This is a genomic window from Curtobacterium sp. MCBA15_007, from assembly GCF_001864905.1.
GTDB classification, from domain to species: Bacteria; Actinomycetota; Actinomycetes; order Actinomycetales; family Microbacteriaceae; genus Curtobacterium; species Curtobacterium poinsettiae.
In genome coordinates this window covers 633497-658560 of record NZ_MJGM01000001.1, presented here as the reverse complement: position 1 = coordinate 658560, position 25064 = coordinate 633497, and the positions used below count along the sequence as shown (strand labels likewise).

At 70.6% G+C, this 25064-nt stretch carries 25 protein-coding genes and 1 tRNA gene; 10 read left to right on the top strand and 16 right to left on the bottom strand.

Features of this window, described 5'->3' with window-relative positions; genetic code table 11:
• Positions 1–154: 154 nt before the first annotated feature.
• The 3 genes from BIU95_RS03145 to BIU95_RS03135 form a co-directional block, all read right to left on the bottom strand.
• Positions 155–649 (bottom strand): HNH endonuclease, encoded by a 495-nt coding sequence (locus BIU95_RS03145; protein ID WP_017888036.1) that lies wholly within the window; start codon positions 647–649, stop codon positions 155–157.
• Between the two features lie 354 nt (positions 650–1003).
• Positions 1004–1975, bottom strand: a complete 972-nt coding sequence (locus tag BIU95_RS03140; protein ID WP_051067405.1) for a C40 family peptidase — start codon at positions 1973–1975, stop codon at positions 1004–1006.
• Positions 1976–2217: 242 nt separating this feature from the next.
• Positions 2218–2913 carry a metal-dependent transcriptional regulator gene (locus BIU95_RS03135; RefSeq protein WP_017888038.1) on the bottom strand — a complete coding sequence of 232 codons (696 nt, stop codon included), beginning with the start codon at positions 2911–2913 and terminating at the stop codon, positions 2218–2220.
• Between the two features lie 184 nt (positions 2914–3097).
• On the opposite strand from BIU95_RS03135, the gene serC reads away from it, so the two are divergent.
• Complete coding sequence (serC, locus tag BIU95_RS03130) at positions 3098–4213, top strand: phosphoserine transaminase (protein WP_017888039.1); 1116 nt, start codon at positions 3098–3100, stop codon at positions 4211–4213.
• An 87-nt stretch (positions 4214–4300) separates the two neighbouring features.
• Here the strand turns inward: serC and BIU95_RS03125 are convergent, their stop codons facing one another.
• Together BIU95_RS03125 and BIU95_RS03120 are read right to left on the bottom strand one after the other, a co-directional pair.
• A complete protein-coding gene (locus BIU95_RS03125) occupies positions 4301–5122 on the bottom strand; it encodes a DUF3027 domain-containing protein (protein ID WP_071250299.1) in 822 nt (273 codons plus the stop codon).
• 4 nt (positions 5123–5126) lie between these two features.
• Entirely contained in the window at positions 5127–5504 is a 378-nt protein-coding gene (locus tag BIU95_RS03120; protein WP_017888041.1) for a cold-shock protein, read from the bottom strand.
• A gap of 55 nt (positions 5505–5559) precedes the next feature.
• On the opposite strand from BIU95_RS03120, the gene BIU95_RS03115 reads away from it, so the two are divergent.
• From BIU95_RS03115 to BIU95_RS03095, 5 genes are all read left to right on the top strand, one after another.
• Positions 5560–5859, top strand: a complete 300-nt coding sequence (locus tag BIU95_RS03115) for a hypothetical protein (RefSeq protein WP_139179609.1) — start codon at positions 5560–5562, stop codon at positions 5857–5859.
• Positions 5860–5887: 28 nt separating this feature from the next.
• Entirely contained in the window at positions 5888–7654 is a 1767-nt protein-coding gene (locus BIU95_RS03110; RefSeq protein ID WP_071250297.1) for a helicase-associated domain-containing protein, read from the top strand.
• 48 nt (positions 7655–7702) lie between these two features.
• Entirely contained in the window at positions 7703–9400 is a 1698-nt protein-coding gene (locus BIU95_RS03105) for a DNA repair helicase XPB (protein WP_017888044.1), read from the top strand.
• Between the two features lie 51 nt (positions 9401–9451).
• Positions 9452–10147, top strand: a complete 696-nt coding sequence (locus BIU95_RS03100) for a response regulator transcription factor (protein ID WP_017888045.1) — start codon at positions 9452–9454, stop codon at positions 10145–10147.
• Between the two features lie 79 nt (positions 10148–10226).
• Positions 10227–11924, top strand: a complete 1698-nt coding sequence (locus BIU95_RS03095) for a cell wall metabolism sensor histidine kinase WalK (RefSeq protein WP_031260211.1) — start codon at positions 10227–10229, stop codon at positions 11922–11924.
• Between the two features lie 210 nt (positions 11925–12134).
• On the opposite strand, the gene BIU95_RS03090 is transcribed toward BIU95_RS03095, so the two are convergent.
• The 7 genes from BIU95_RS03090 to BIU95_RS03060 all read right to left on the bottom strand — a co-directional run bounded on the left by BIU95_RS03090 (position 12135) and on the right by BIU95_RS03060 (position 18170).
• Positions 12135–13031 carry a hypothetical protein gene (locus tag BIU95_RS03090; RefSeq protein ID WP_139179608.1) on the bottom strand — a complete coding sequence of 299 codons (897 nt, stop codon included), beginning with the start codon at positions 13029–13031 and terminating at the stop codon, positions 12135–12137.
• A gap of 306 nt (positions 13032–13337) precedes the next feature.
• Positions 13338–14960 carry a chaperonin GroEL gene (gene groL, locus BIU95_RS03085; RefSeq protein WP_017888048.1) on the bottom strand — a complete coding sequence of 541 codons (1623 nt, stop codon included), beginning with the start codon at positions 14958–14960 and terminating at the stop codon, positions 13338–13340.
• 257 nt (positions 14961–15217) lie between these two features.
• On the bottom strand, positions 15218–15421 hold the full coding sequence (locus BIU95_RS03080) for a cold-shock protein (RefSeq protein ID WP_017888049.1): 204 nt from the start codon (positions 15419–15421) through the stop codon (positions 15218–15220).
• Between the two features lie 180 nt (positions 15422–15601).
• On the bottom strand, positions 15602–16213 hold the full coding sequence (locus BIU95_RS03075) for a LytR C-terminal domain-containing protein (protein ID WP_017888050.1): 612 nt from the start codon (positions 16211–16213) through the stop codon (positions 15602–15604).
• Positions 16210–16521, bottom strand: coding sequence for a DUF3263 domain-containing protein (locus tag BIU95_RS03070; RefSeq protein WP_231564081.1), 312 nt, complete (start codon positions 16519–16521; stop codon positions 16210–16212). The genes BIU95_RS03075 and BIU95_RS03070 overlap by 4 nt, the downstream gene beginning before the upstream one ends.
• A gap of 96 nt (positions 16522–16617) precedes the next feature.
• Positions 16618–17697 (bottom strand): DUF2332 family protein, encoded by a 1080-nt coding sequence (locus tag BIU95_RS03065; protein ID WP_071250290.1) that lies wholly within the window; start codon positions 17695–17697, stop codon positions 16618–16620.
• A complete protein-coding gene (locus BIU95_RS03060; RefSeq protein WP_031260216.1) occupies positions 17697–18170 on the bottom strand; it encodes a GNAT family N-acetyltransferase in 474 nt (157 codons plus the stop codon). Before BIU95_RS03060 ends, BIU95_RS03065 begins: the two co-directional genes overlap by 1 nt.
• Before the next feature lie 65 nt (positions 18171–18235).
• Between BIU95_RS03060 and msrB the strand changes: the two genes are divergently transcribed.
• Together msrB and BIU95_RS03050 are read left to right on the top strand one after the other, a co-directional pair.
• Complete coding sequence (gene msrB, locus BIU95_RS03055; protein ID WP_017888054.1) at positions 18236–18643, top strand: peptide-methionine (R)-S-oxide reductase MsrB; 408 nt, start codon at positions 18236–18238, stop codon at positions 18641–18643.
• A gap of 37 nt (positions 18644–18680) precedes the next feature.
• A tRNA-Thr gene (locus BIU95_RS03050) sits at positions 18681–18756 on the top strand.
• Positions 18757–19013: 257 nt separating this feature from the next.
• On the opposite strand, the gene BIU95_RS03045 is transcribed toward BIU95_RS03050, so the two are convergent.
• Both BIU95_RS03045 and BIU95_RS03040 read right to left on the bottom strand, forming a co-directional pair.
• Positions 19014–20045 carry an aldo/keto reductase gene (locus tag BIU95_RS03045; protein WP_071250288.1) on the bottom strand — a complete coding sequence of 344 codons (1032 nt, stop codon included), beginning with the start codon at positions 20043–20045 and terminating at the stop codon, positions 19014–19016.
• A gap of 53 nt (positions 20046–20098) precedes the next feature.
• On the bottom strand, positions 20099–20884 hold the full coding sequence (locus BIU95_RS03040) for an alpha/beta fold hydrolase (RefSeq protein WP_017888056.1): 786 nt from the start codon (positions 20882–20884) through the stop codon (positions 20099–20101).
• Between BIU95_RS03040 and BIU95_RS03035 the strand changes: the two genes are divergently transcribed.
• Positions 20883–21686 (top strand): NAD(P)H-hydrate epimerase, encoded by an 804-nt coding sequence (locus BIU95_RS03035; protein WP_031260218.1) that lies wholly within the window; start codon positions 20883–20885, stop codon positions 21684–21686. The genes BIU95_RS03040 and BIU95_RS03035 overlap by 2 nt on opposite strands.
• Before the next feature lie 13 nt (positions 21687–21699).
• Here the strand turns inward: BIU95_RS03035 and BIU95_RS03030 are convergent, their stop codons facing one another.
• Positions 21700–22842 carry a glycerol dehydrogenase gene (locus BIU95_RS03030; RefSeq protein ID WP_071250286.1) on the bottom strand — a complete coding sequence of 381 codons (1143 nt, stop codon included), beginning with the start codon at positions 22840–22842 and terminating at the stop codon, positions 21700–21702.
• A 100-nt stretch (positions 22843–22942) separates the two neighbouring features.
• Between BIU95_RS03030 and BIU95_RS03025 the strand changes: the two genes are divergently transcribed.
• Entirely contained in the window at positions 22943–23836 is an 894-nt protein-coding gene (locus BIU95_RS03025; protein ID WP_017888059.1) for a neutral zinc metallopeptidase, read from the top strand.
• A gap of 138 nt (positions 23837–23974) precedes the next feature.
• On the opposite strand, the gene BIU95_RS03020 is transcribed toward BIU95_RS03025, so the two are convergent.
• A complete protein-coding gene (locus BIU95_RS03020; RefSeq protein WP_071250284.1) occupies positions 23975–24907 on the bottom strand; it encodes a thioredoxin domain-containing protein in 933 nt (310 codons plus the stop codon).
• Positions 24908–25064 lie beyond the last annotated feature (157 nt).

Genomic DNA, 25064 nt, shown 5'->3' with positions numbered 1-25064 from the left:
GGTCGTCGGGGCGTCTGGTGACTCGTCCTCACGTCAGCGTAGTGCGGACCCGGATCACCCCGCTTGCCCTGCGCGCGTCAGGGCGGACGGGAGGCCCGTGGCGGCGTCGCCACGGGCCTCCAGTCCGTTTCGTGGTGCCTCCTACCGACGGCCGCTACGCGGCCACGAGGTACTCGTCCCACTCCGCCTGCGGACGCTCGATGCCGCGCACGACCCACGAGGACCCGTGCGGCACCTTCGGCGGGAACCGGAGGCGCCACCCCATCTCCTGCGGGGTGCGGTCGCCCTTGGTGTTGTTGCAGGTCAGGCAGCAGGCGACCAGGTTCTCCCACGAATCCTGCCCACCGCGCGACCGCGGGTGCACGTGGTCGATGGTGGTGGCGTGCCGGCCGCAGTAGGCACAGTGGTTGCCGTCGCGACGCAGGACGCCGCGACGGGACACGGGCACGAGCCGGGAGTGCGGGATGCGGACGTAGCGGGTGAGGATGATGACCGTCGGACGTTCGTAGCTCGACGTCGACCCGGTGACCGGGTGTTCGACGTCGGCCGCGACGACGGCGGCCTTCTGGTTCATGACCAGCACGAGGGCTCGTCGGAACGAGATCACCGCGAGGGGCTCGTAACCGGCGTTGAGGACGAGAGTGCGCATGGGTTCCCTTCCGACGTGCCTGGACGGCTTCCAGGCGCTGCGGGTGCGTCGGACCGACGACGCGGAACGGGTGAACACGGCCTGTTCACACCCCTGGAACCACGAAGAGCACCACCCGGATGGGCAGTGCTCTCGTCATGCAGGGGCGTGCTCGTGCACGCAGGCTGTGCTCGACCATATGTCGACACGCGCGCGCCGACCCATGGTGCGGGTCGTGCGGAACGTCGACATGAGGGTCTCCTGTTCGCGCCGGTGCGGACCGGTGCAGCGTCAGGTTAACCCAGAAACCGGCCCGGCACGAGGGTGTGCGGGCCGGTTCTGGAGAAGTTCACACTCCCCCGGGGGCAGTGTTCGCTAGATGCCGAAGCGGACGATGTGGTAGTCGCTCGTCCAGATCGGGCGGATGGACACCGCGCCACCGGGCTTCGGGGCGTCCATGATCATGCCGTTGCCCATGTAGAAGCCGTCGTGCGCCTCGTTGTTGAAGATGACGACGTCGCCGGGCTGCGCCTCGGACTCGGGGATCGTGGTGCCGGCCTGGTCCTGCAGCGGCACCGAGTGCGCCAGGTTGATGCCGTACTGGGCGTAGACGAACATGATGAAGCCGGAGCAGTCGAAGCCCGAGGGGTCAGCGCCGCCGACGACGTACGGGGTGCCGATGTACTGCTTGGCGGTGTTGACCACGGCCGGCAGCGAGAACGGGGTGTTCGCCGCCGACGAGCTGGCTGCGTACTCCGCCGCGGACGGCCCGGTGTACGAGGCGTACTGCTTCGCGGTCGCGGCGCGGGCGGCCTGCGTCTCCTTCGCCTGAGCTGCGGCCTGCTTCGCTGCAGCAGCCTGGTCGGCGGCTGCCTGCGCGGCCGCCTTCTCGGCGTTGAGCGTCGCGGTGGAGGTGGCGCCGTAGCCGTCACGGCTCGTGTCCGCCAGCGCCACGGCGTCGGATACCGACAGCTCCTGGCTCTGCGTGGCGCGGACCTGACGCTGGGCGTCCGCGGCGACGGTCGAGTTGCTGGCGGACGTCGCGGCGAAGGCCGGAGCGACCGCGACCGTCCCGAACATGCCGGCGGCGACGGTGAGGACGACGGGCGCGAGGAACTTGCGCTTCCGCGACACCGAGCTGGCCTTCGCGGTGCTCGCGGCGGCGGCGGCCTGCGCGGCACGACGACCGCCGGGCAGCGGAGCGGAGCGCACCGGCACGACCTTGCGGACGGCTCGGCCCTCGGTCTCGCGCACGGCCCGCCGGGTGAGCGGGGCGGTGGTGGCGTTCTCGGTGTTCGTCGGGTTCGCGGGCGTCTGGTCGTCCGCGGCGGTACCGGTCTGCGTCAAGAGGTTTGTCTCCAACGTCTCGTCATCACGCCGCCGTGGGTGTCCGGCGGTGTGCAACCCCATCCGTTCGTCATCGTTTCCGATCGAGGCAGGAGACGGGTTCGAGACGTCCTGCCACGGGTCTCCGGCTCAGGGGCAGCACGGCGACTCGGACGAGTGTACGGAGGCGTCGTTACCGTGTCGAGACAAAACGCCCCGAGGTAACGAATCGGTAAAGACTCTCAGGGACGACCCCGGAGGGGTCAGTCGCGCTCGATGTAGACGTGCTGCGCGACCTCGATGGGGAGCTCGATGCCCGAGTCTTCGCCCTCGACACGGACCGCCACGTAGGCCCCCGCCCGCTGGACACTGCCGACCCGACCGGGCATGACGCCCGCTGTCCGGAGCTGGTGCAGGAGTTCCGGCTCGAACTGCACGGGCTCACCGAGGCGCCGGATGACCCCGGTCGCCACGGCGTCGGTGCCCTCGGTCGCGGCGACGATGTTCTGGACGCCGTCGAGGAACCCGGCGGCCGCGGGGCCACCGATCTCGGCCAGCCCGGGGATCGGGTTGCCGTACGGCGACTCGGTCGGGTTGCCGAGCATCTCGAGCAGACGGACCTCGACCTGCTCGCTCATGACGTGTTCCCACCGGCATGCCTCGTCGTGCACGAACGCCCAGTCGAGTCCGATGACGTCGGCCAGCAGGCGCTCGGCAAGACGGTGCTTGCGCATCACGTGGGTGGCGCGGGAACGGCCTTCGTCGGTGAGCTCCAGGTGCCGGTCACCGGAGACGACGACCAGGCCGTCGCGCTCCATGCGGGCGATGGTCTGGGAGACGGTCGGACCCGAGTGGCCGAGGCGCTCGGAGATGCGCGCGCGCAGCGGCACGATCGCCTCTTCCTCCAAGTCGAGGATGGTGCGAAGGTACATCTCCGTGGTGTCGACGAGATCGGTCACGGTCCGCCTCTCATGTCTGGGCCCAGCGCCGACCACACTACTTGTTCGCACCGACGAACACCGACCGGCGCCCGGGCACACGTGAGAAAGGGTCATCGGACGCGGTGAGCGGGTGCGCCGGACCCACCCCGTCCGGCCGGTACACGGGCGGGGGCATGCGGATCGGCGTCGGTAGGATCGGTGCATGGCAGACATCGTCATCCCGGCCGAACTCCTCCCCACCGACGGTCGCTTCGGCTGCGGTCCGTCGAAGATCCGCGGTGCACAGCTCGAGGCACTCGTGACGCGCGGCGCCACGGTCCTCGGCACCTCGCACCGCCAGAAGCCCGTGAAGGACCTGGTCGGCAGCGTCCGCTCCGGCCTCGCCGACCTGTTCCAGATCCCCGAGGGCTACGAGGTCGTCCTCGGCAACGGCGGCTCGACAGCGTTCTGGGACGCCGCCGCCTTCGGCCTCATCGAGCGTCGGGCCGAGAACCTGTCCTTCGGCGAGTTCGGGTCGAAGTTCGCCAAGGCCGCCGCAGCCCCGTGGCTCCAGGCTCCGCACGTCGTCGAAGCGCCGGGCGGCTCCCTCGCCGCACTCGAGCCGGTGGACGGCGTCGACGTCTACGCCTACCCGCACAACGAGACCTCGACGGGCGTCATGGCCCCGGTCGTCCGAGCGACCGGTGACGTCGGCGCCCTGACCGTCGTGGACGCGACCAGCGCCGCAGGTGGTGCCCTGTTCGACGTCAGCGCCACCGACGTCTACTACTTCGCGCCGCAGAAGAACTTCGCCTCTGACGGCGGGCTCTGGCTCGCACTGCTCTCCCCCGCGGCGATCGAGCGGATCGAGCGCATCGCCGCATCGGACCGGTACATCCCCGAGTTCCTGTCGCTGAAGAACGCGGTCGACAACTCGCGCCTGAACCAGACCCTGAACACCCCGGCGATCTCCACGCTGCTGCTCCTCGACGAGCAGGTCCGGTGGATGAACGAGTCCGGCGGTCTGGCGTGGGCGGACCTCCGCACGAAGACCTCGTCGTCGACGATCTACGACTGGGCCGAGGCGAGCGAGTACGCCACCCCGTTCGTCACCGACGCCGCTGCGCGGTCGCAGGTCGTCGCCACGATCGACCTCGACGACTCGATCGACGCCAAGTCCGTGGCCGCGACCCTGCGCGCCAACGGCATCGTCGACACCGAGCCGTACCGGAAGCTCGGCCGCAACCAGCTGCGCGTCGCGACGTTCACCGCGATCGACCCGGACGACGTCGCGAAGCTCGTGCGTGCGATCGACTTCACGGTCGACGCCCTGCGCTGACGCCGGGGACACCCGCCGGAACGCCGAACGGGCCCGGCACCACCAGATCGGTGGTGCCGGGCCCGTTCGTTCGTCGGTGCGGGTGCGTCAGGCGCGGTGGAAGTCCGGGTCGGCCTCGCCCGCGTCGAGCTGGTCCACCTCGAGGTCGGCGTCGGGCTCGACCGGCTGCACGCGGCGGGCACGGCGGCGGCGCGGCGACTGCGGAGCCTCATCCTCGTCGGCACCGTCGGCACCGTCGGCGCCGTCGGAGGCGTCGGTGTCACTCACATCGGCGAGCGCATCGACGTCCACGCCCTCGATGTCGTCGTCGTCCGACTCGTCGAGGTCGTCCTCGTCGGCATCGAACTCGTCATCGTCGTCGTCATCCGACTCGTCTTCGTCGTCCTCGTCGTCCTCGTCGTCCGAGTCGTCGTAGTCGTCGTCCTCGTCGTCGTCCGACTCGTCTTCGTCGTCGTCGAACTCGTCGTCGTCATCGTCATCGTCCGACTCGTCGTCCTCGTCCGACTCGCCGTCCTCTGCCTCGTGCTCCTGCGCGGCCCGGTACTCGGCCAGCCGCTCGGACCACGGAACCCACTCGGGTGCGACGAGCGCGCCGTCCCCGGGCATCAGCTCGACCTCGAGCACGGTGGGTTCGTCGTCGCCGATCTTCGCGACGCTGACGGTCCAGCGCCACCCGGGGTACCCGGGCAGGCGGTTGGCGAACAGGACGGACACGACGCCGTCCCCTTCGTCAACGGTGCCGACGGGTGCGCCGACGGTCGACTCGGGGGTGACCTCGAGCAACGCCTCGCGCGCCAGGTCGGTGTAGTCGATGGACGCTGCGTCGATGGACGCTGCGTCGATGGACACGGCGTCAGTCGACGCTGCGTCGGGAGCCGTCTCGGCCCCTGCTGTCTCGGACTCGGTCATGGGGTCACGCCTCCAACTGGTCTGCGACGTGCCGCAGGATGGCGGCGATGCGATCGCCGTTCTTCGGGTAGCGGCCGTGGCGGAGGTCTCCGCTGATCCGGTCGAGTTCCTTCACCAGGTCCTCGACGATCACGGCCATGTCGTCCGCGGAGCGACGGGTCATCCGCGACAGCGACGGCTGGGGTTCGAGCAGCCGCACGGACAACGCCTGCGACCCCTTCTTGCCCTGGACGACGCCGTACTCGAGCCGCGTGCCGGCCTTGACGGTCACGACGCCGTCGGGCAGCGAGGACGCGTGCAGGAACACCTGGTCGCCGTCGTCTCCGGTGATGAAGCCGAAGCCCTTGTCGTCGTCGTAGAACTTGACCTTGCCGGTGGGCATGCGTGGACTCCTCGAGGTCGTGGTACGGCCGTGGTGCGTCGGATATCCTGGGTCGATGGCCAATCCGACCCGATCAACCGGGAACCCGCAGGATTCCGCAGAACCCCCGCTGACGTTCAATCGTACCGAACGCGCTCTGGCGTTCATGATCGGTGGCATCTTCATCGCTGCCTTCCTCTGCATGGCGGCCATCATCGTCATGTGGCTGACCGCATCGAGTGCGCAGGCGTCGATGCCGTGGCCGGTGATCATGGCGATCCCGCTCATCGGCTTCCCGATCGGCATGGTGCTGGTCTTCACGCTCCTCGCCATCACCTGGACACGTCGCGCACGAGCGAACCGGACGGCTCGCTGACGTCCGCCCCGGACGCTGGCACCGGACGATGACGACCACCGCCGACCTCGCCGCCCGACTCCGGGCGATGCCGGACGACGCGCTCCAGCGCCTCGTCGCGGCGAGGCGACTCCCCACCGCTGCACTCGCCGAGACCGGCCCGCAGCGCATCACCGACTTCTTCGACCTCGCCGAGGCGCTCCGCGGCGACGACGCTGTGGACGCCGCCGTCGAGCACCTGCCGCGCGCCACGATCCTGGCGCTCCGCGACGGCGGTGCCGTCGACGCGCTCGGCCCCGCGGTCGAGCTCGGCCTGGCCGACCAGGACGGCGCCGTCGACGACGCGGTCGCCGCACGCGTGGCCGCCCACCCCGACCTCACCTCACTCGACGAACAGCCTGGAGGCCCGGAGCAGGTCCGCCCCGCTGCTCCCGTCCTCGACGCCGCGGCGCTCGAGCGTGCGCGCACCACGGGCGCGGAACAGGCGTTCGCGACGATGACCGTGCTCGCGGAGCTGCTGCGGGCGGTCGACGCCGGCGCGGTCCGCGAACTCGTCAAGGGCGGAATCGGCATGCCGCTCGCCCGGACCCTCGCGGAGCGCATCGGCACCGACGCCGAACTCGTCGCCGGTCGCCTGGCGCTGCTCGACGGCATCGGGTTCGCCGACCCCGACACCGGACGCTGGATCGTCACCGACGCCGGGCACGCCTGGTTGCTCGCCAGCTGGCCGGAGCGCTGGGTGTCGCTGGTGGCCGCATGGTCGGACACCCTCCCGCCGGCCGTGCACGAAGTGCTCGCGCTGGCCGACGGCGACCTGCGCGACCTCGTACCGCTCGGACGCTGGGCCTACCCGGCCGGATCCCGCTGGCTCGACGCCCTGCTGCTCGACGTCGCCGGCACCGCGGCGTCGCTCGGCCTGGCCGTCGACGGTCTCGTCACGAGCACGGGCCGGGCGCTGTTCGACGGCGACGCCGAGCAGGCCGCCGACGACCTGCCGGGCACCGTCGAACGGGTCTACCTGCAGCACGACCTCACCGTCATCGCGCCGGGGCCCCTCGCACCGGTGGACGACGACGCCCTGCGCACGGTCGCCGTGCTCGAGGCACCGGGGCTCGCGGCGCGGTACCGCATCTCCGAGGACACCCTGCGCACGGCGTTCCGGGCCGGACACTCCCGCGACGACCTGCTGGCGCTGCTCGGGCGGCTGTCGGCCACCGGCATCCCGCAGCCCCTGGCCTACCTGATCGACCAGGTCGCCGGACGCGACGGCAGCATCGTCGTCGACCGGGGACCCGGCGGTGTCGGCACCGAGGTCCGAGGCACCCCCGACCAGCTCGACCTGATCGGGGTCGACGCCGAACTCCGGCAGCTCGCCTGGGACCGGCCCGACCTGACGACGCTGACCACGCGCTACCCGCCGCACGTCGTGCACAACGCGCTCGAGGACCAGCGCTACCCGGCCGTCCTGACGACCGCAGCCCGTCCCGAGGCGCACCACGGGCCTCCCGGCCGGCGCAGCCCCACCGGACGCTCGCCGGAGCAGTCGGCGCACGCACTCGTCGAACGGCTCCGCCTGACGACCCGGCGCGGCGACGCGGAGCCGGAGCAGGAGTGGCTCGGTCGGCAGATCGACCTGGCCGTCCGCGGGCGCACGCCGATCCGCGTGACCGTCCGGATGCCGGACGGCTCGGAGCGACCGTTCTCGATCGTGCCGACGTCGGTCGCCGCCGGACGCGTCCGCGGGCGGGACACCGCCGTCGACGTCGAGCGCACGCTGCCGCTGTCGCTCGTCGTGTCGGTCGAGAGCGACGCCTGAGCCGTGCGGTCACCAGTACGCAGGCGCTGACGGCTAGGCTGGCAGGTCATGAACGGACCGCTGATCGTGCAGAGCGACCGCACCGTGCTCCTCGAGGTCGCGCACCCCGACGCCGAGGACGCACGCCACGAGCTCGCGGCCTTCGCCGAGCTCGAACGCGCTCCCGAGCACGTGCACACCTACCGGATCACCCGACTCGGACTCTGGAACGCGCGCGCCGCGGGCCACGACGCCGAGGCGATGATCGACACCCTGGAACGCTTCGCGAAGTTCCCCGTGCCGCAGAGCGTCACGGTCGACATCCGCGACACGGTCTCGCGCTACGGACGACTCGTGATCCGTCGCGAGGAACGCCCCGACGCGCCCGTGATCGCGAACTCCCCCGCCGAGGAACTCGAGCGGCTGCCGCTCCTGCTGCTCACCGCCGAGGACCCGTCGGTGCTCGCCGAGGTCATCCGGTCGAAGCGGATCAAGCCGCTGCTCGGTGACATGCGGTCCTCGACCGAGGTCGAACTGCAGCCGTGGGCGCGTGGGCAGATCAAGCAGGAACTCGTGAAGCTCGGCTGGCCGGCCGAGGACCTGGCCGGCTACACCCCGGGCCAGCCGCACCCGATCGACCTGGACACCGCCGAGTGGCACATGCGGCCGTACCAGGAGCAGGCGGTCGACACGTTCTTCGCCCAGGGCTCCGGCGTCGTCGTGCTGCCCTGCGGTGCGGGCAAGACGCTCGTCGGCGCCGGTGCGATGGCGACCGTCAAGGCGACGACGCTCATCCTGGTCACCAACACCGTCTCGGCGCGGCAGTGGCGCACCGAGCTCCTGAAGCGCACGACCCTGACGCCGGAGGACATCGGCGAGTACTCGGGCAGCGTCAAGGAGATCCGGCCGGTCACGATCGCGACGTACCAGATCCTCACCGCCCGTCGGAAGGGCGAGTACACGCACCTGTCGCTCCTCGATGCCCTCGACTGGGGCCTCATCGTCTACGACGAAGTGCACCTGCTCCCCGCTCCGGTGTTCAAGCTGACCGCCGACCTGCAGGCCCGCCGACGCCTCGGCCTCACCGCCACGCTCGTGCGCGAGGACGGCCGCGAGGGCGACGTCTTCTCGCTCATCGGGCCGAAGCGCTACGACGCCCCGTGGAAGGAGATCGAGGCGCAGGGCTACATCTCGCCGGCCTCCTGCTACGAGGTCCGCATCGACCTGCCGCACCAGGACCGCCTGGAGTACGCGGCGTCGAGCGACGACGAGCGCTACCGGCTCGCCGCGACGTCGCCGGCGAAGACCCCGGTGGTGCGGGAACTCATCGAGAAGCACCGCGGTGAGCAGATCCTGGTGATCGGGCAGTACATCGACCAGCTCGACGAACTGGCCGCGTCGCTCGACGCGGCGGAGATCACCGGAGCGACCCCGGTCGACGAACGGGAGCGGCTGTACGACGCGTTCCGGTCCGGCGAGGTCGATGTGCTCGTCGTGTCCAAGGTCGCGAACTTCTCGATCGACCTGCCCGACGCGACCGTCGCGATCCAGGTGTCCGGCTCGTTCGGGTCCCGGCAGGAAGAGGCGCAGCGGCTCGGCCGACTCCTCCGACCGAACAAGGACGGCCTGCCCGCCTCGTTCTACACGCTCGTGGCCCGGGACACCGTCGACCAGGACTTCGCGCAGAACCGGCAGCGGTTCCTGGCGGAGCAGGGGTACTCCTACACGATCCTCGACGCCGACCAGGTCCAGACGCCCGTGGGCTGACGTACGAAGCGCTCTCAGGAAACCCCGAGGGAACAGTCAGAAGATAAGACCATGAGCGATGGCCCCAAGATCCTGATCGTCGACGACGAGCCGAACATCCGCGACCTCCTGACGACCTCGTTGCGCTTCGCCGGCTTCGCCGTGCGTGCGGTGGGCAACGGCGCACAGGCGATCTCCGCCGTGCTGGAAGAAGAGCCGGACCTCATCATCCTCGACGTGATGCTGCCCGACATGAACGGCTTCGGTGTGACCAAGCGCCTGCGTTCCTCGGGCTACACCTCGCCGATCCTGTTCCTGACGGCGAAGGACGACACCGAGGACAAGATCACCGGCCTCACCGTCGGTGGTGACGACTACGTCACCAAGCCGTTCTCGCTCGACGAGATCGTCGCCCGCATCAAGGCCATCCTCCGTCGCACCATGAACGACGAGGAAGACGCGATCATCCGCGCCGGTGAGCTCACGATGGACCAGGACACGCACGAGGTCACGATCGGTGACGCGCAGATCGAGCTCTCCCCCACCGAGTTCAAGCTGCTCCGCTACCTCATGCTCAACCCGAACCGCGTGCTGTCGAAGGCGCAGATCCTCGACCACGTGTGGGAGTACGACTTCAACGGCGACGCGGGCATCGTCGAGAGCTACATCTCGTACCTGCGCCGCAAGCTCGACCAGTACTCCGCCGAGCCGATCATCCAGACCAAGCGCGGCTTCGGCTACATGCTGAAGGCGTCCAAGGCTTCCTAGGGGCCAAGGCCCCTCGGGGCTCGACTTCACGGCGGCCGTCCGGTTTCACCGGGCGGCCGCTGTCTATCGTTGAGGCAGCATGCACACGCGAATGAACCACTGGTGGGACGGGATCTCCCTGCGCACCAAGATCACCGGGATCACGGTGCTCCTCGTCGCGCTCGGACTGCTCGTCGCCGGACTCGGCACGATGACGGTGCTGTCCACCTACCTCATGCAGCAGCTCGACAACACGGTCAAGCAGACCACCGAGCAGCTCGAGGGCCAGAACATCAGTGACGGCGAGCAGTACTGCAAGCTGTCCGTCGTGGTGTCGCAGAGCGCCTACGTCGCCGCGTACGACGCCGACGGCGACCGGATCTGCCAGACGAAGGCGTCGAGTCGGCCCGACGTCCGCGAAGCCACCCTGGTGCAGGCCGCGCAGTCGAACCAGCGCATCTCGCTCTACGACAGCCAGCACGACCACGAGTGGCGTGCCCAGATCATCCCGGCGTCGCTGCAGAACCAGTCCGACGGCACCACCGAGACCGGCTACGTGCTCATTGCGGTCTCCAGTGCCGGCACCGACGAGACGATCGGCAAGTTCACCGCGATCTTCCTCGGGTTCGGCGCCTCGGTCATCCTGCTCGGCGCCATGCTCACCCGGCTGCTCGTCACCGCGACCTTCGACCCGCTGCGCGACGTCGAGGACACCGCGGCCCGGTTCGCCGCCGGTGACTTCAACCAGCGCCTCGAAGCCGACACCCCGAACACCGAGGTCGGCCGGCTCAACCGCTCCCTCAACGTGATGCTCGAGCGGATCGACTCCGCGTTCGAGGACCGTGAGCGCACCATCGACCAGATGCGCCGGTTCGTCGGGGACGCCTCCCACGAGCTCCGCACCCCGCTGGTGTCCCTGCGCGGGTACGCCGAGCTGTACCGGATGGGTGCCCTCCGCAAGGAAGAAGACGTCGCCCAGGCGATGGAGCGCATCGAGAAGGAAGCGCAGCGGATGGGCCTGCTCGTGCAGGACCTGCTGCAGCTCGCCCGCATCGACGAGTCCAAGCCGCTCGAGCTCGGCCCCGTCGACCTCGTCGCCATCGCCCGCGACTCGGCGCTCGACACCATGGCCTCCAACCCCGACCGCGAGATCCAGGTCCTCGTCGAGGACTCCCTGACCGGCGAGAGCGTGCCGCAGGCCGTCCGTCCGTCGTCGTCCCCGTCGTCCGTCGTCTCTCCGGACACCGGCGAGGCACCCCCCGTGTCGCCGACCTCGGCGAACACCACGGGCCCGATCGCGTTCTCGCGCCAGACCATCGCGCGCCTCCGAGCCCGCCGCACGCGCGCGATGAACATCGACGCCGGCGCCACACCGACCGACGAGACCACGCCGCTGCCCACGGTCGTGCTGCCGAAGCGCCCGCCGATCGTCCTGGCAGAGGAGAACAAGATCCGCCAGATCGTCACGAACCTGATGGGCAACGCCATGCGGTTCACGGCGCACGACGACCCGATCGAGATCGGCATCGGCGTGGACGACGAGCGCGGCATGGCGCACCTCGACGTGATCGACCACGGTGAGGGGATCCCGCCGCAGCTGCGCGAGAAGATCTTCCAGCGCTTCTGGCGTGCCGACACCTCGCGCGCACGCGACACCGGTGGCTCGGGTCTCGGACTCGCCATCGTGTCCGGGATCGTCGCGGCGCACCACGGCTCGGTCGAGGTCTTCGACACCGAGGGCGGCGGCGCGACCTTCCGCGTCTGGCTCCCCCTGCTCCCCCGCGACTTCGCCGCCTGACCGCCTGACCGGCGAGGGCCGTGCGTCCCGCGGCGTCCCGGCCGTCCCGCGGCGTCCCGGCTGGTCACAACACCCCGTTCACGGCCGCCGAGTGGTCACGATCTGTCGTCTGCGCACTCGCTGACCGACAGTTCGTGACCGACCGGCGCACAGCCGACGACATGTCGTGACCGCCCGACGAAGTACTCATCCGCGTGGCACATGCCGCTCTCACGCCGAGCGCCGACGGTTTCCGACCGCACGGACCTCGAACGCCTGCCGGAGCCGCTCGAACAACACTGCGGGCCGGTGGGCGTCCGACGCCGTTGCATGGATCACGAGCCAGTCGTTCACCACGAACCCGTTGTCCCGTCGTTGATCGTGTCGGAAGGTGTCGCGCTCGCGGTGGTGATCGCCGTCGTACTCCAACGCGATGCCGAACTCCGGCCACGCCATGTCGACGCGGCCGAGGAACCGTCCCGCACCGTCGTGCACGTCGACGTTCAGCTCCGGCTCGGGGAACCCCGCTTCGACCACTGCCAGACGGAGCCAGGTCTCCTGCGGCGACTCCGCGCCCGCCCGGACGAAGTCCAGCGCGCGTCGAGCAGCGAGCGCGGAGCGCGTGCCGGGACGGATCGCAGCGCGGAGGTCGTCCGCAGTCGCCAGACCCGACACTCCGACGAGGTGGTCCCCGATCGCGACCAGGCCGTCACGGTCCACGACACCGGCGCACTCGAACCACATCTGCGCGGGCGAACTGACCCGGCGCTCGCGGTGTTCGACGACGGTCGGCCGACGGATGCGGTGCGCGATCACGTCCGGCCGACGCATCCGAACTCCGTCTCCCACAGTGGAGACGTGCACGGTCCGGAGCGATTGCACCGACTGCGGCAGTGGCGCACCCCAGATCGCAGCGGCGGTCGTGTGACTGAAGAACTGGTCGGGACGCATGACCAGGGCGACGGCGTCGATGAAGTCCACCGAGTCGATCGGAGCGCGGACACCGTGGACCGGGGCTGCCAGGTCGGCACGTCGGAGTCGTTCCGGATGAATGCCACCACCCACGGCATCGGCCACGCGGAAGGTGGATCGGTCGAACGGAGCGGGGAGGCGACGGGCAGCTGGCATGCCGTCATGGTCGCTGCAGGGCACGCGAGCCGACCACCTGCGCTCGGAACCTGTGGAGAACGAGGTGAGTCGGGCCTCCTGTGCGGGAGTGGTGAGGCGCGACACGAGCAAGCCGCATCCACGAGCCGGTCATGACTCCCCGCTCCTGCGCCGCCGGACGGTCACGAAGTGTCGACGGGAACCGGCCAAACCGACGGTTCGTGACCGCGCCGCGAGCCTGAGCGGGGTGTCGTGACCAACAGACCCACCCGCACACACAGAAGGGCCCCACACGCGCAGCGTGCGGGGCCCTTCTGTCAGGCGGACTTAGAAGTCCATGCCACCCGTCGGGTCGCCAGCCGGAGCAGCGGGGGTGCGCTCGGGCTTCTCGGCGACGACGACCTCGGTGGTCAGGAACAGACCGGCGATCGACGCAGCGTTCTGCAGCGCCGAACGCGTGACCTTGGCGGGGTCGATGATGCCGGCGGCGATCAGGTCGACGTACTCGCCGGTCGCGGCGTTGAGGCCCCAACCCGACTCGAGCTCGCGGACCTTGGCGGCGACGACGCCCGGCTCGAGACCGGCGTTCAGCGCGATCTGCTTGAGCGGCGCGTCGATGGCCACGCGGACGATGTTCGCACCGGTCGCCTCGTCACCCTCGAGCTCGAGGGCCTCGAGTGCGACGGCACCGGCCTGGATGAGGGCGACGCCACCACCGGCGACGATGCCCTCTTCGACGGCAGCCTTCGCGTTGCGGACGGCGTCCTCGATGCGGTGCTTGCGCTCCTTGAGCTCGACCTCGGTCGCGGCACCCGCCTTGATGACGGCGACGCCACCGGCGAGCTTCGCGAGGCGCTCCTGGAGCTTCTCGCGGTCGTAGTCGGAGTCGGTCGCCTCGATCTCGGCACGGATCTGGCGGACACGGCCGGCGATCTGCTCGGCGTCGCCGGCACCCTCGACGATCGTGGTCTCGTCCTTGGTGATGACGACCTTGCGGGCACGACCGAGCAGGTCGAGCGTCGCGTTCTCGAGCTTGAGGCCGACCTCTTCCGAGATGACCTGGCCGCCGGTCAGGATCGCGATGTCCTGCAGCATGGCCTTGCGGCGGTCGCCGAAGCCCGGAGCCTTGACGGCGACGGACTTGAAGATGCCGCGGATCTTGTTCACGACGAGCGTGGCCAGGGCCTCGCCGTCGACGTCCTCGGCGATGATCAGGAGCTGCTTGCCCGCCTGGATCACCTTGTCGACGACCGGCAGGAGGTCCTTGATGTTCGAGATCTTCGAGTTGACGATCAGGATGTAGGCGTCCTCGAAGACGGCTTCCTGACGCTCGGGGTCGGTGACGAAGTACTGCGACAGGTAGCCCTTGTCGAAGCGCATGCCCTCGGTGAGCTCGAGCTCGGTGCCGAAGGTGTTCGACTCCTCGACGGTGACGACGCCTTCCTTGCCGACCTTGTCGATGGCCTCGGCGATGAGCGCGCCGATCGTCGGGTCAGCGGCCGAGATCGACGCGGTCGCGGCGATCTGGTCCTTGGTCTCGATGTCCTTCGCGTTGGCGAGGAGCTGGTCGGAGACGGCGGCGACGGCCTTCTCGATGCCGCGCTTGAGCGACACGGGGTCGGCGCCGGCGGCGACGTTGCGCAGGCCTTCGCGGACGAGGGCCTGGGCGAGGACGGTCGCGGTGGTCGTTCCGTCACCGGCGACGTCGTCGGTCTTCTTGGCGACCTCCTTGACGAGCTCCGCACCGATCTTCTCGTACGGGTCGTCGAGTTCGATCTCCTTGGCGATGGAGACACCGTCGTTCGTGATCGTGGGGGCGCCCCACTTCTTCTCGAGGACGACGTTGCGGCCGCGCGGGCCGAGCGTCACCTTCACGGCGTCGGCCAGCTGGTTCAGGCCGCGCTCGAGGCCACGGCGGGCCTCCTCGTCGAAAGCAATGATCTTAGCCATGTGGTTTTTCGTCCCTCCCGGACGTCGTCTTGGGGGTCGTGCTGGCACTCAGCGTGAGCGAGTGCCAACGCCGATTCTGGCACTCGACGGGTGCGAGTGCAACACAGTCGGGAGGCTCGTGACGACTTCCCAGGACACGCCACGTCCGGCGGACCCCGCACCACCGCCGCGGTCGCGCTCCCCGCACCCGTCCTCACCCCCGCACACGACGAACGCGCCGCCCCTGACGGGACGGCGCGTTCTGGAAGTGGTGGTGCTCAGGCGGGGCGGACGGACTCTGCCTGCGGGCCCTTCGACCCGGTCCCGACGTCGAACACGACGGCCTGGCCCTCCTCGAGGACCTTGTAACCCGACATGTCGATGGCCGAGTAGTGCACGAACACGTCCTGGCCCCCTCCATCCACGGTGATGAAGCCGAAGCCCTTTTCAGCGTTGAACCACTTCACGGTTCCGTTGGCCATGATCTCTTGCTCCCTGGTACTGCAGTGCGGAACGACGTGATCGTCGTCTGCATGGGACTCTGACCGAACGCGCCGGATCAGGCAAGAGGTGTGACGTTGTTTCACGTCGATTCCGTCAGAATTCAACGTGCCCGAAACACACCCGTCACACAATGCGCGAAAAACGCGGTGGTGCCGGGATCAACCGGTGTAGTCCGCGCCGAGGACGACACTCACGTCCGCGTTCGGGAACGCCGCCGACTGCTGCACCGCGGTGACCCCGAGCTGCTTCGCGATGCCCTGCGCGACCGCCGCCTGCGACGCCTGCTGGTAGTAGACGATCGTCGACGTCGAACCCGTCGTGCCGGCGTCACCGGTCGAGGCGACCTGCCAGCCGGCACCGGTCAGTGCCGCACTCGCCCGGCTGGCCAGGCCCGTGGTGGTCGTGCCGTTCAGGACCACGACGGTGGTGGTGCCCTGCTGCGCCGGCGTCGCGGCCGCGGCACTGCCCGCGCCGGACCCCGCGGAACCCGATCCGGCCGACGAGGACGCGGACGGCTTCGACGTCGCCGAGGGCTTCGCGGTGGCGGACGCCGACGTGGACGCCGACGGAGAGTCCGAGCTGTTGAAGGAGTAGCTGCCGTTCAGCAGCGCGAGCACGAGCACGCCGATGCCGACGAGCACCCCGGTGGCGAGTGCCGCCCAGGCGAAGGCGATCCAGCCACGGCCGCGACGCTGGGCACCGCGGTGCGCACCGACCCGCGGGCCGTCGGCGACGTCGTCGAACCGGTCTCGGGGGAATCTCGTGCTCATCGTTCCTCTTCACGTCCTTCGGGAGCCACGCCTGGCGCGACGAAGCTGCGCGTGGCCCGGGCGCTGGTGCGCGCGTGCCGGAGCCGCTGCAGCCGGCTGACGAGCTGCGGGTCGTACGCGAGTGCCGCGGGCGAGTCGATCACGCGGTTCAGCACCTGGTAGTAGCGCGCCGCCGACATCTCGAACTCGACCCGGATCTCCGCTTCCTTCGTGCGGTCGTGCCGTGCCCGGTCCTGCTCGAACGACAGCACGCGCTGGGCGAGCTCACTGAGCTGCTCAGTGCTGCGTTCGTCGGTGGGGCTGGTCACGGCGGTTCCGATCACGGTCGGGTAACGGGTCTCGCACATCGTAGGGGTGGAGTCGATCCGGACCCTGGCACGGGGCTGGACTGTCGCGAACACTGGTCACAGGTTCGGTGCACGGAACCAGCGCACGCGGGTACCGAACGGGTCGGAGACGGCGACCGCGACCCCGTCGATCGAGGCCGTCGCGAACGCGTCCGTGTCAGCGGCGTCGACGTCATCGGGGAGCGTCGCGGCCACATCGCGCAGGATCCCGGTGCGCTCGAGGGCGATCCAGTGCACCCCCCGCTCACGGATCCGGTCCACGAACCGTTGCCGGTCCGCGCCCGGCACGTAGACCAGGGTCCCAGTGGTCAGGACGACCGGTTCGACGTCGTCCGGCAGGGCGTCCAGTGCACGGTCGAGGTCACCCGGCAGCGTGCCCCTGATCCGCACGGGAGGCACGGCGAGCGTCGCGCGCGCCGCCTCGCGCATCAGGGCGATCCGCTCCGTCGCCTCGGGCGGGACGACCTCGACCAACCGGTCGAACGCGCCCGGTGCGGCGAGGTCGATCGGGTTCGGGTCGAGGGCGATCCGTGCGCCGATCCGGATCGGCCTGCTCGCCGGAGCCGGAAGGACCCCTGAGACGTCCGCGACGAGACGGACCGCGGGTTCGTCGACCGCCGTGTGCATCCGGACGAGCTCGGTGCGCGCCCCGCCGTGGTCGTCGCGCCCCGAAGAGTCGGGGCGCGACGACGGCACCGGGGCGCGTTCCGCCGGCACCCGGGACTCCGACGTCCGGTGGTCGAGCGTCACCCGGTCCGGGATCGAGCACAGCCCGGCGGCAGCCCCGGCATCGACCAGGCCGAGCGGCCGTACGGAGCGTTCGGCGAGCGCCGCGAAGAGCGGGACGACCGGGGCGAGCCGCCGCGGGTCGTTGGCCTGCACCGTGGCGGACGCGAGGGCCGTGACCAGCGCGGGGCGGGCCTCCAGGCCGAGCGCGCCGAGCGCACCCGGGTCCGACGGGTCCGCGCCCAGCCGCCGCGCGACCGCGAAGAACAGTTCCGGCTGCCGCTGCTGCTCGGGGACCTCGGCGAGGAGCGCGACGAGGGCGTCGTCGAGCGACCGTGCCCAGGCGGCGTACGACGGTGAGACCGCCTCGATGCGGTCGGCGTAGGCGGCGTACCGGGCCCGGGTGTCCATCAGCGCCCGGGCCGGTGCATGCCGACGTGGCGGATGCCGGCCTCCACGTACGGCTCCCCGAACCGCACGAAGCCGTACCGCTCGTACAGGGCCGCGACGTACTCCTGGGCGTGCAGGACGAACGGGTCGTGTCCGTGTTCGTCGAGGACGGCGGCGACGAGCCGGCCGGCGATCCCCTGCCCGCGGTGCTCCGGGTCGGTCGCGACCCGCCCGATGACCCACGCCGGCGACTCGGCGCCGTCCGGGTGGACCTCGTCCACCGCCGGGCGGATGAGCCGCAGGTACCCAACCGCAGCGGTGTCCGTGCCGAACCACCAGTGCTCGGTGTCGGGCTCGCGGTCACGGCCGTCGAAGTCCTCGGCGGTGACCCGCTGCTCGAGCGCGAACACGCGGTTGCGCAGGACGACGATGCCGTACAGTGCGTCCGTCGTCAGACGGGTCCAGCGGGCGTGGTGCACGGAATGCTCGGACATCGTGGCGAGTTTACTGAAGTGGTCGGGAGTGCCCGGAAGAGCCCGACCGGAAGCAGGAGGAACCAATGGCATACAACGTCGACAAGTCCGACGCCCAGTGGCGCGAGGAGCTCTCCCCGGACCAGTACGCCGTCCTCCGCCAGGCGGGGACCGAACGACCGTGGACCGGTGAACTCCTCGACGAGGAGCGCGCCGGCGTCTACACCTGTGCGGCCTGCAACGCGGAGCTGTTCAAGAGCGGCACGAAGTTCGACTCCGGCTGCGGCTGGCCGTCGTTCTACGAGTCGGTGAACCCCGACGCCGTGCAGCTCATCGAGGACAACTCGCTCGGCATGGCCCGGACCGAGGTCCGGTGCGCGAGCTGCGGTTCGCACCTGGGCCACGTGTTCCCCGACGGGTTCGGCACCCCCACCGGTGACCGGTACTGCATGAACTCGATCTCGCTGAACTTCTCGGAGAAGTCGGGCGAGTGAGCCCCGGACGCCCTCACCGGTAGGATGAGCGGCGTCAGCCGGCATGGCGCAATTGGTAGCGCACCGTACTTGTAATACGGGGGTTGCGGGTTCAAGTCCCGCTGCCGGCCCCAGAGCGATGCCCCGGGCGAAGTCTCGCCCGGGGCATCGGCACACGGAACGCGGATCAGGGGGCGTTCCGGGCGCTGGACGCGGTAACCAGCCGGTCGTGCGACGAGGATGACACCTCACCGACCCGCGCGTCCACACCCTGACCCCACATCCGCGGAAATCCGCACGATGTGCACGAACGCGAAACGGCGCGGTCCGGCCGACGCCCGCCGACTCAGCGCCCGCCGGCTCAGCGCCCGCCGGTTCAGCGCCCGCCGGTTCAGCGCCCGCCGGTGATCTTCCGCTCCCGCTGCGCGACGCCCGCCGTGCCGTAGGGGTAGTCGTCGATGCGGGGCGCGCTGGCGTCGGTCAGCCGGGCGAGCTCGTCGTCGGTGAGCACCAGGTCGGCGGCACCGAGGTTGTCCTCGAGCTGCGACAGGGTGCGGACACCGAGGATCACGCTCGTGACCGCGGGCCGGGCCAGCAGCCAGGCGAGTGCGACCTGCGACTTCGACGCGTCGTGGGCGTCGGCCACCTCGGAGACGGCGTCGAGCACCTCCCACGTGCGCTCGTCGCCGTTGCGGGCCTCCCACGCCTCCATGCCGCGCTCCGGGTTCTCGCCCAGGCGGGTGGCGCCGGACGGGGCCTCGTCGCGCTGGTACTTGCCCGACAGCCAGCCGCCGGCCAGGGGCGACCAGGGCAGCAGGCCGATGCCGGCGTCGAGGCAGGCGGGCACGACCTCGTGCTCGATGTCGCGGACGAGCAGGTTGTACTGCGGCTGCAGGGTGACCGGCGGTGCCCAGCCGTGCGCCTTCGCCTCGTAGACGGCCTTGGTGACCTGGTAGCCGAGGTAGTTCGAGAACCCGTACGAGCCGATCTTGCCGGCGGACACGGCGTCGTCGAGGAACCGCAGGGTCTCGTCGATGGGGGTCAGGGCGTCCCACGCGTGCATCTGGTACAGGTCGATGTGGTCGACGCCGAGCCGTTCGAGCGAGGCGTCGAGGGCCACGCGCAGGTGTCGTCGGGACAGCCCGAGGTCGTTCGGACCGTCGCCCTGCGGGAACCGGCCCTTGGTGGCGAGGACGACCTGCGCCGCCTCGGTGGGGTGTGCTGCGAGCCAGCTGCCGATGACCCGCTCGGACTCGTTGCCGGAGTAGACGTCCGCCGTGTCGACGAGCGTGCCACCGGCGGCCACGAAGGCGTCGAGGATGGCGTGTGAGGTGGGTTCGTCGGCTTCGCTGCCGAACGTCATGGTGCCGAGGGTCAGCGTCGACACCGATGTCCCGCTGTTGCCGAGGAGTCTGTAGTCCATGGCGGGGACGGTACGCCCGGTGGGGTCCGACCGAGGGGACCCACGAGTACCCCTCAGCGCGGGGCGGACAGGAACCGCAGCGCCGCTTCGCGGAACGGCCGCGAGGTCGGTGCGTTGAAGTGGTTGCGCCCCGGGATCTCGAAGAAGGTGGCGTCCGGTGCGGCCTCGGCGAGCCGGACCGCGCTGTCGCGGATGCCGTCCTCGCTGCCGGCCGCCATCAGGAGCGGCTGCGCCGGGGCGTTCTGCGGGGTCGGCTCGATGCTGTTCCGCATCCCCTCGACCATGGCCACGAGCGCGCCGAGGTCGTTGCCCTCGACGTTGCCCGCCATCGTCAGGTAGCCGTTCGTCACGCGGTCCTCGATCGGGGTGCCGTCGGCGATGTAGGCCTTCGCCTGGTCGACGCGGACGCGGCGCATCGGGTCGGCGTCCGGGATCCCGCCGAAGACTGCTCGCGAGATCCGGCCCGGCAGGCGTTCGGCGGTGTGCCAGCCGACGCGGGCGCCGAGCGAGTAGCCGAGGTACGCGACGTCGTCGAGCAGGTACGTGTCGATGACCGTGGTGACGTCGGCGACGAGCAGGTCCATCGAGTAGGCACCCGGATCGTGCGGCTTCGCGCTCGCGCCGTGCCCCCGCTGGTCGAGCGCCAGCACGCGGTAGCCGGCACGGACCAGGTGTCGCGTCCAGCCCGATGCGTGCCAGTTGAGCACTGCGCCGGAGGCGAACCCGTGCACCGCGATGACGGCCGGGGCGTCGGGGTCGCCGAAGTCGTAGGTCGCGAGTCGCAGCCCGTCGGGCGACATCACGAACCGGGGGCGGGGCGCTTCGGGGACGAGTGACATGTCCTCTCCAGCGTATCGGGGCAGTGTGGTCGCCATGGACGGCTACGGCGGCGATCAGATCCGGGCGGCGGAACGCCCCCACCTCGACGCGGGGGAACCGCTCATGCAGCGAGCCGCCGCAGGGCTCGCGCGCATCGTCGGCGACCTGCTGGACGATCCGGCCGTGCGGCCGGTCGACGGGCCGGGATCGGTCCTCGTGCTGGCGGGCAGCGGCGACAACGGCGGGGACGCCCTGTTCGCGGGTGCTCGCCTGGCAGCGGCCGGGAGGCACGTGGCGGTCCTGCGCGTCGGCTCCCGTGTCCACGCGGCCGGCCTGGCAGCGGCGCTGGACGCCGGCGCCCGTCTGCTCGACGGCGCGTCCGGCACCTCGGGACCGAACGCGGGCGGAGCGGCCGACATCCTGCGGGCAGCCGGCCGGAGCGACGGCGAGCGCCTGGCCGCCGTCGCGACCGAGGCGGCACTCGAGGCCGACCTGGTGCTCGACGGCATCCTCGGCATCGGGGTGCACGGCGCGACCGCACTGCGGTCCCCCGCCCGCGAGGTCGTGGACGCGATCCGCGAGCTCGCCCGCGACCAGCGCGCGCCGTTCGTCGTCGCGGTCGACGTGCCGAGCGGCGTCGACGTGGACACCGGCGGCGTCGCGGACGACCACGTCCTGCACGCCGACGTCACCGTCACGTTCGGCGGCGTGAAGGCCGGACTGCTGACCGGACCCGCCGCCACCCTCGCGGGTCGGATCGAACTCGTCGACGTCGGGATCGGTGCGGACCTGGCGACGATGGAACCGCTGATCCGCACCTGATCCCGCGCCGGGGTCAGTGGTGCTCGTACAGCACGGGCTCCGGCAGACCGTGCTCGGCGCGGATGCTGCGCGCGATGCCCTCGATCGCGACCAGGGCGTCGACCACGAGCTCCGGCGTGACGGGGAACGGCATGTTGTGGATGGTCTCGCCCTCCGCCGTCGCGGCCTCGGCCACGGCCTGCAGCACGTCGCGGTCGTCCACCGTCAGGCCGATCTCGGTCAGGGTGTTCGGCAGGCCGACCTTCGTGGTGAAGACGACGAAGTCCTCGATCTCCTCCGCCGGGGCGCCCTCGAGCACGAGCTGCGCGATCGTGCCGATGTTGACCTTCTGCCCGTGCGCCAGGCCGTGGGCCTGCGGAGCGGCGGTCAGCCCGTTGTGGATCGCGTGGGCGGCGGCGAGCCCGCCCGACTCGAACCCCAGGCCGGACAGCAGCGTGTTCGCCTCGACGACCTTCTCGAGCGCGGGGGTGACGACCTTGGACTTGACGGCCTCGATGGCCTGCAGGGCGTTCTCGTGCAGGAGCCTCCACGACAGTTCGGCCAGCGCGACGCCGGTCTGGGTCTGCAGGCCGCCGGCCATGGTGTCGGCGTTGGCACGCTTCGCGGCACGGGCCTCGACCCAGGTCGCCAGCGCGTCGCCGATGCCCGCGACCAGGAACTGCACCGGGGCGTTGGCGACGAGCCTGGTGTCGATGAGCACGAGGTCCGGGTTGTGCGGGAAGAAGCGGTACTCGATGAACTCGCCCTCGGCGGTGTAGATGACGGCGAGCGCCGAGGTGGGGGCGTCGGTGGACGCGGCCGTCGGGACGCTCGCCCACCGGATGCCGGCCAGGTGTCCGGCGGCCTTCGCGGCGTCGATGGCGGAGCCGCCGCCGAGTCCCACGATGACGTCGGCGTCCTTCGCGGCGATCTGCTCGACGAGCTCGTCGACGGCTTCGGGGGTGGCGAAGCGGCCGAACCCGACACGCTCGACGGCCAGGTCGGCGGACCGGAAGCTCTCGGTGACGGCGGTCTCGACGATGCCCCAGACCACGTCGTCGGCGACGATCAGGGGCCGCTTGCCGATCGGGGCGATGAACTCGCCGACGCGGGTGATCGCGTCCTTGCCCTGGACGTAGCGGGCGGGGCTCATCACGGTGCTGATGGGAGTGGCCATCGTGCGGTTCCTTCCGGTTGTACGACAGGTGTACGTCAGGTGTCGGGGTGGCCGACGCCGCCGACGGTACGCGGGGCCGCTGATCGGTAGGTTCGGGGCCATGACGTTCAACGACGATGCTCGGCTTCGGGGCGGCAAGGTCAAGCGGCGGGGTCGCACCACGGCGATCGGCGGTGGTGCCGTGGGTGTCGGCGCCGTCGTGGTGTTCCTGATCCTGCAGTTCACGGGGGTCGACCTGAGCGGGATCGTCGGCGGCGACAACGGTCTGACGACGATCCAGCAGGGGGGCGAGTCCGCCGACGCCGCCCCCGAGTGCCGGACCGGGCGGGATGCCAACCTGCGCGTCGAGTGCCGGATGGAGGGCGCAGCCGAGTCCCTCGACGCCTACTGGACGTCCGAGGCACGATCCCTCGGCATCTCCTACACCTCGCCGGAGTTCTTCCTGTTCCAGGACTCCACCGACACCGCGTGCGGGCAGGCGTCCGCCGCGACCGGCCCGTTCTACTGCCCGCCGGACCGGGCGGTCTTCCTGGACACCGCGTTCTACGACGACCTGCAGTCGCAGTACGGCTCGTCAGGCGGTCCGCTCGCGCAGATGTACGTCGTCGCGCACGAGTGGGGGCACCACATCCAGCAGCTGCAGGGATCCTTCGCGAGCACCGACCGCTCCGGCACGGGGGCGTCGTCGGACAGTGTCCGCGTCGAGCTGCAGGCGGACTGCTACGCCGGGGCCTGGGTCGGCGACGCCGCGACCACCGAGGACGCGGACGGCGAGACCTTCTTCGAGCCGATCACCCGGACACAGATCACGGACGCCCTGTCGGCGGCGAGTGCGGTGGGCGACGACAGCATCCAGGAGCGTGCGACCGGCCGCGTCGACCCGGACTCGTTCACGCACGGGTCGAGCGAGCAGCGGCAGCGCTGGTTCCTGCGGGGCTACCAGCAGGGTGCGACGCACTGCGACACCCTGAGCATCCCGGGTTCGGCCCTGTAGCCGCGCCGTTGCGGACGTCAGGCCCGGTGCCAGCCGGCACCGGGCCTCCTACCCGTGGTCAGCGCGTCAGCGCTCGTCCGGACGTCAGCGCTCGTCCGGACGTCAGCGCTCGTCCGGACGTCAGCGCTCGTCCGGACGTCAGCGCTTGGTCGGCGTGGGCGTCGGGGTCGCGCTCGGGGTGGGCGTCGGGGTCGCGTCGGTCGTCCCGGCGGCCGTCACCACGAAGGTGCGGAAGTCGTCGTTCGTGACCGGCGAGGTCAGTTCGTACCGCTGGCCGTTCACGAGCACGAGCGGCGTGCCGGGGAACTCCTTGAGCGTCGACCCGGGGATGGTGCCGTCGGACACCTTCGACGTCTGCTCGTCCACCCACTTGGCGTAGTCCTGGTCGGTGATGCAGCTCCGGACGGCGCTGCGCTCCTGGAGTCCCTGCACGCCCGTGACGACGTCGGTGAGCTCCGCGTCCGTCAGGCCCGCCGTGCCCTCGTCCGGCTGCTTCGCGAAGAGCGCCTGGTTGACCGCGTAGAACTGGTTCGGCGAGTGCTCGGCGACGCAGGCAGCGGCGTTCGCGGCGCGGAGCGAGTACTTCGTGCCCTGCGAGCGGTTCGACAGGATCGCGACCGGGTGGATGTCGACCGTGGCCGCTCCGGAGTCGACCAGGTCCTTGATGTAGTCACCGTTGGCCCGCTCGAACTGGCCGCAGCCGGGGCAGAGGTAGTCGACGTACAGGGTGATCCGGACGGTCCCGGCACCGTCGGTCTCGGTGTTGCTCGGGGCGGCAGAGGCCGATCCGGACGCGGACGCGGTGACCGGCTTCAGGTCCTGTCCGATCGTGATGCCGCCCTGCGACATCGTCGACGGTCCGGGCCCGGCGGGCTTCACGGAGTCGACCAGCACGAGCGTGACGATCGTCGCGGCGGCGAGGAGCACGACCCCGAGCCCGATCTGCAGTCCGAGCCGGACACCGCGCTGGCGTCGCTTCTGCTGGGTCCGGGCACGCTGGGCTCGCTGGCGGGCGGCTTCACGGCGCTCGTTCCGCGCGGCGCGGGCAGCACCCTCGGGGCGGTTGTTCATCGGTGCGTCGTCCTCCTGATCGGTGTCCGCTCGGCGTTCCCCTGCTCGGCGGACGGACCCGGCGATTGTAGTGGGGCGCTCTGGGAAGCAGCCGACCAAGGGGGAAAACACTGGCGCACCCGGGTGAACTCGTGTTGTATGAAGCTCGACAGTCGAC

Excerpts from the sequence above, each read along its gene's own strand:
- BIU95_RS03145 (WP_017888036.1), bottom strand. The coding sequence starts at position 649 with ATGCGCACTCTCGTCCTCAACGCCGGTTACGAGCCCCTCGCGGTGATC.
- serC (WP_017888039.1), top strand. The coding sequence starts at position 3,098 with ATGGCAGACATCGTCATCCCGGCCGAACTCCTCCCCACCGACGGTCGC.
- BIU95_RS03125 (WP_071250299.1), bottom strand. The coding sequence starts at position 5,122 with ATGACCGAGTCCGAGACAGCAGGGGCCGAGACGGCTCCCGACGCAGCG.
- BIU95_RS03120 (WP_017888041.1), bottom strand. The coding sequence starts at position 5,504 with ATGCCCACCGGCAAGGTCAAGTTCTACGACGACGACAAGGGCTTCGGC.
- BIU95_RS03115 (WP_139179609.1), top strand. The coding sequence starts at position 5,560 with ATGGCCAATCCGACCCGATCAACCGGGAACCCGCAGGATTCCGCAGAA.
- BIU95_RS03110 (WP_071250297.1), top strand. The coding sequence starts at position 5,888 with ATGACGACCACCGCCGACCTCGCCGCCCGACTCCGGGCGATGCCGGAC.
- BIU95_RS03105 (WP_017888044.1), top strand. The coding sequence starts at position 7,703 with ATGAACGGACCGCTGATCGTGCAGAGCGACCGCACCGTGCTCCTCGAG.
- BIU95_RS03100 (WP_017888045.1), top strand. The coding sequence starts at position 9,452 with ATGAGCGATGGCCCCAAGATCCTGATCGTCGACGACGAGCCGAACATC.
- BIU95_RS03095 (WP_031260211.1), top strand. The coding sequence starts at position 10,227 with ATGCACACGCGAATGAACCACTGGTGGGACGGGATCTCCCTGCGCACC.
- BIU95_RS03090 (WP_139179608.1), bottom strand. The coding sequence starts at position 13,031 with ATGCCAGCTGCCCGTCGCCTCCCCGCTCCGTTCGACCGATCCACCTTC.
- groL (WP_017888048.1), bottom strand. The coding sequence starts at position 14,960 with ATGGCTAAGATCATTGCTTTCGACGAGGAGGCCCGCCGTGGCCTCGAG.
- BIU95_RS03080 (WP_017888049.1), bottom strand. The coding sequence starts at position 15,421 with ATGGCCAACGGAACCGTGAAGTGGTTCAACGCTGAAAAGGGCTTCGGC.
- BIU95_RS03075 (WP_017888050.1), bottom strand. The coding sequence starts at position 16,213 with ATGAGCACGAGATTCCCCCGAGACCGGTTCGACGACGTCGCCGACGGC.
- BIU95_RS03065 (WP_071250290.1), bottom strand. The coding sequence starts at position 17,697 with ATGGACACCCGGGCCCGGTACGCCGCCTACGCCGACCGCATCGAGGCG.
- BIU95_RS03060 (WP_031260216.1), bottom strand. The coding sequence starts at position 18,170 with ATGTCCGAGCATTCCGTGCACCACGCCCGCTGGACCCGTCTGACGACG.
- msrB (WP_017888054.1), top strand. The coding sequence starts at position 18,236 with ATGGCATACAACGTCGACAAGTCCGACGCCCAGTGGCGCGAGGAGCTC.
- BIU95_RS03045 (WP_071250288.1), bottom strand. The coding sequence starts at position 20,045 with ATGGACTACAGACTCCTCGGCAACAGCGGGACATCGGTGTCGACGCTG.
- BIU95_RS03035 (WP_031260218.1), top strand. The coding sequence starts at position 20,883 with ATGTCCTCTCCAGCGTATCGGGGCAGTGTGGTCGCCATGGACGGCTAC.
- BIU95_RS03040 (WP_017888056.1), bottom strand. The coding sequence starts at position 20,884 with ATGTCACTCGTCCCCGAAGCGCCCCGCCCCCGGTTCGTGATGTCGCCC.
- BIU95_RS03030 (WP_071250286.1), bottom strand. The coding sequence starts at position 22,842 with ATGGCCACTCCCATCAGCACCGTGATGAGCCCCGCCCGCTACGTCCAG.
- BIU95_RS03025 (WP_017888059.1), top strand. The coding sequence starts at position 22,943 with ATGACGTTCAACGACGATGCTCGGCTTCGGGGCGGCAAGGTCAAGCGG.
- BIU95_RS03020 (WP_071250284.1), bottom strand. The coding sequence starts at position 24,907 with ATGAACAACCGCCCCGAGGGTGCTGCCCGCGCCGCGCGGAACGAGCGC.